Origin of the sequence: Mesorhizobium sp. M7A.F.Ca.ET.027.03.2.1 (genome assembly GCF_003999175.1) — a bacterium.
Taxonomy (GTDB): Bacteria; Pseudomonadota; Alphaproteobacteria; order Rhizobiales; family Rhizobiaceae; genus Mesorhizobium.
The window spans coordinates 1-2,866 of record NZ_RZOM01000819.1 but is presented as its reverse complement, the minus strand read 5'-3'; the positions used below and the strand labels follow the sequence as shown (position 1 = coordinate 2,866).

Here is a 2,866-nt window from a genome sequence, read left to right as displayed (position 1 = left end):
GAGAAGAACCCCTCCGGCGGCATGCATCACCTTTGCTATGAGGTCGACGACATCCTGGCCGCGCGCGATCAGCTCAAGGCCGCCGGCGCCCGCGTGCTGGGCGACGGCAATCCGAAGATCGGCGCGCACGGCAAGCCGGTGCTGTTCCTGCATCCGAAGGATTTTTTCGGAACGCTGATCGAACTGGAGCAATCATGAGCTGGGTTTCGTTCACCGCCCTGTTTTTCGCGACGTGGTGGGTGGTGCTGTTCGCTGTGCTGCCGTTCAGCGTGAGGACGCAGGACGATGATCGTGACGTGACGCTCGGCACGGTTCCGAGCGCGCCGCGCGGTCCCCACATGCTGCGCGCGGTGATCCGCACCACCATCGCCACCGCGATCCTGATGGGCATTTTCTATGGCCTGACGCATGGGCTCGGATACAGCCTCAACGACATCCCGCACATCGTGCCAGAATTCAGCCAAACCTTAGCCAAATAAACGCCCGGCAGCGGCGTTTCGCTCGTCGAAAACTGTGCATGGTTTCGAACAGGGCTTCCGTCCAGTTTTGCGGCCGGACGAGCGCTGACGCTGGGTAAGGTGGTTTGGCAACGCGTTGCGCTAAGCAGATGATTGCACAAAAAAAATGCAAGGCACGAGGCCTTGCAATTTAAACGCGTCCGATCTGTTTCCGGTTTCCGGCGGCAGCGAGTAACCGCGCCTAGATCGCATCCTCCCAAGACTTTGACCGCGTAGGAGAGCAGATTTTTTTCCACCCTCTCGGTTATCGAGGTACATTAGCCTAAGGCGAATGAAAATGTCACGAAGAATTTTGCCTTGAAACGGGCATTCTCGTGCTGCACTGCACAATAGTGTGGCAGGCGTTGCTTGGCGAACGATCATCAAGACGCGCGCGGTGACCGGGAGGCCTTGCAGCGCCGTGGGTCTTCTGGGCGGGCGAAGGACGGTGCGACGCTTCTGATCCCGGCTATCCCATGCTTTTTGAAAATCGATTGCCGCTTTTCGGGCCGAAGCGTCCGGGTTCCCATTCCGCCTTGAAATGGCTATGAAGCCGGGTCAAGCAAGCCAAAGTCGCGCCGATTCTGACGCGGCCCTCCTCACTCACGGACCTGTCCATGCGTTTGTCGCGCTATTTCCTGCCGATCCTCAAAGAAAACCCGCGCGAGGCCGAGATCGTCTCGCACCGGCTGATGCTGCGCGCCGGCATGATCCGCCAGCAGGGGCAGGGCAGTTTCTCGTGGCTGCCGCTCGGCAAGCGGGTGCTGGACAAGGTCTGCCGCATCATCCGCGAGGAGCAGAACCGCGCCGGTGCGCTGGAAATCCTGATGCCGACCATCCAGTCGGCCGATCTGTGGCGCGAAAGCGGCCGCTATGACGACTATGGCAAGGAGATGCTGCGCATCAAGGACCGGCAGGACCGCGACATGCTCTACGGCCCGACCAATGAGGAAGTGGTCACCGAGATCGTCCGCGCCTATGTGAAGTCCTACAAGGACCTGCCACTCAATCTCTACCACATCCAGTGGAAGTTCCGCGACGAAGTGCGGCCGCGCTTCGGCGTCATGCGTTCGCGCGAGTTCCTGATGAAGGACGCCTATTCTTTCGACCTCGACTTCGAGGGCGCCAGGGCGGCCTACAACAGGATGTTCGTGTCCTATCTCCGGACTTTTACGCGCATGGGGCTACAGGCGATACCGATGCGGGCCGACACCGGGCCGATCGGCGGCGATCTCAGCCATGAATTCATCATCCTGGCCGACACCGGCGAGAGCCAGGTCTATTGCCACCGCGACTATCTTTCGCTCGATGTGCCCGGAGAGAAGACCGACTTCGCCAATGCCGCCGAGATCGGCGATATCGTCAAGACTTGGACGACACCCTACGCAGCCACCGACGAGATGCACGACGAGGCGGCGTGGGAGAAGATCGGCGAGAGCGACAAGGTTTCGGCGCGCGGCATCGAGGTAGGCCACATCTTCCATTTCGGCGACAAATATTCGAAGCCGATGGGCGCCAAGGTGACCGGGCCCGACGGCAAGGATCATTTCGTCTCCGGCGGCTCCTACGGCATCGGTCCGTCGCGGCTGGTCGCGGCGATCATCGAAGCCAGCCATGACGACAACGGCATCATCTGGCCGGAGGCGGTGGCTCCGTTCGACATCGGGCTGATCAACATGAAAGCGGGCGACGCCGAGTGCGACCGCGTCTGCGACGAATTGCATGCCGCTTTCGTCGCCGCCGGCAAGGACGTGCTCTACGACGACACCGACCAGAGGCCCGGCGGCAAGTTCGCCACCGCCGACCTGATCGGCCTGCCCTGGCAAGTGATCGTCGGGCCGCGTGGTGTCGCAGCCGGCGAGATCGAGATCAAGAATCGCAAGACCGGCGAGCGCGAGACGCTGCCGATCGCAGACGTGAAGAAGCGTTTCGGTGTCGCCGCATGAACGAGGCGGTGGCGGCAAGACCGGTCGGCGCCGGACCCTTTTCCATCTTCGAGCGCATGGTCGCCTGGCGCTATCTGCGTTCGCGGCGCAAGGAGACGGTGATCTCGGTGATCGCCTCGATCTCGTTTCTGGGCATCATGCTGGGCGTCGCCACGCTGATCGTGGTGATGGCGGTGATGAACGGTTTCAGGGCGGAGCTTTTGACGCGCATTCTCGGCGTCAACGGCCATCTGATCGTGCAGCCGCTCGATTCGCCGCTGGAGGACTATGCGCAGGTCGCCAGCCGCATCAACGGTGTAGCAGGCGTTAAATACGCCATCCCGCTGATTGATGGCCAGGTGCTTGCGCAAGGCAATGTCGGCGGCGGAACCGGAGCGCTGGTGCGCGGCATACGCGGCGAGGATCTGAGCAAGATCGCCATCG

General features: G+C 61.7%; 4 protein-coding genes. All 4 read left to right on the top strand.

The features are described from left to right. Positions 1-198: VOC family protein (locus tag EN750_RS27445; protein WP_189526493.1), on the top strand; the 198-nt coding region annotated here is incomplete at its 5' end. Continuing rightward, positions 195-479, top strand: a complete 285-nt coding sequence (locus EN750_RS27440; RefSeq protein ID WP_127267197.1) for a DUF1467 family protein — start codon at positions 195-197, stop codon at positions 477-479. The genes EN750_RS27445 and EN750_RS27440, both read left to right, overlap by 4 nt. Before the next feature lie 635 nt (positions 480-1,114). After that, positions 1,115-2,443: a proline--tRNA ligase gene (gene proS / locus EN750_RS27435; RefSeq protein ID WP_127272306.1), complete on the top strand. Its 1,329-nt coding sequence runs from the start codon at positions 1,115-1,117 to the stop codon at positions 2,441-2,443. Further along, a partial coding sequence (locus tag EN750_RS27430) for an ABC transporter permease (RefSeq protein ID WP_189526491.1) occupies positions 2,440-2,866 on the top strand: 427 nt, incomplete at its 3' end. The genes proS and EN750_RS27430, both read left to right, overlap by 4 nt.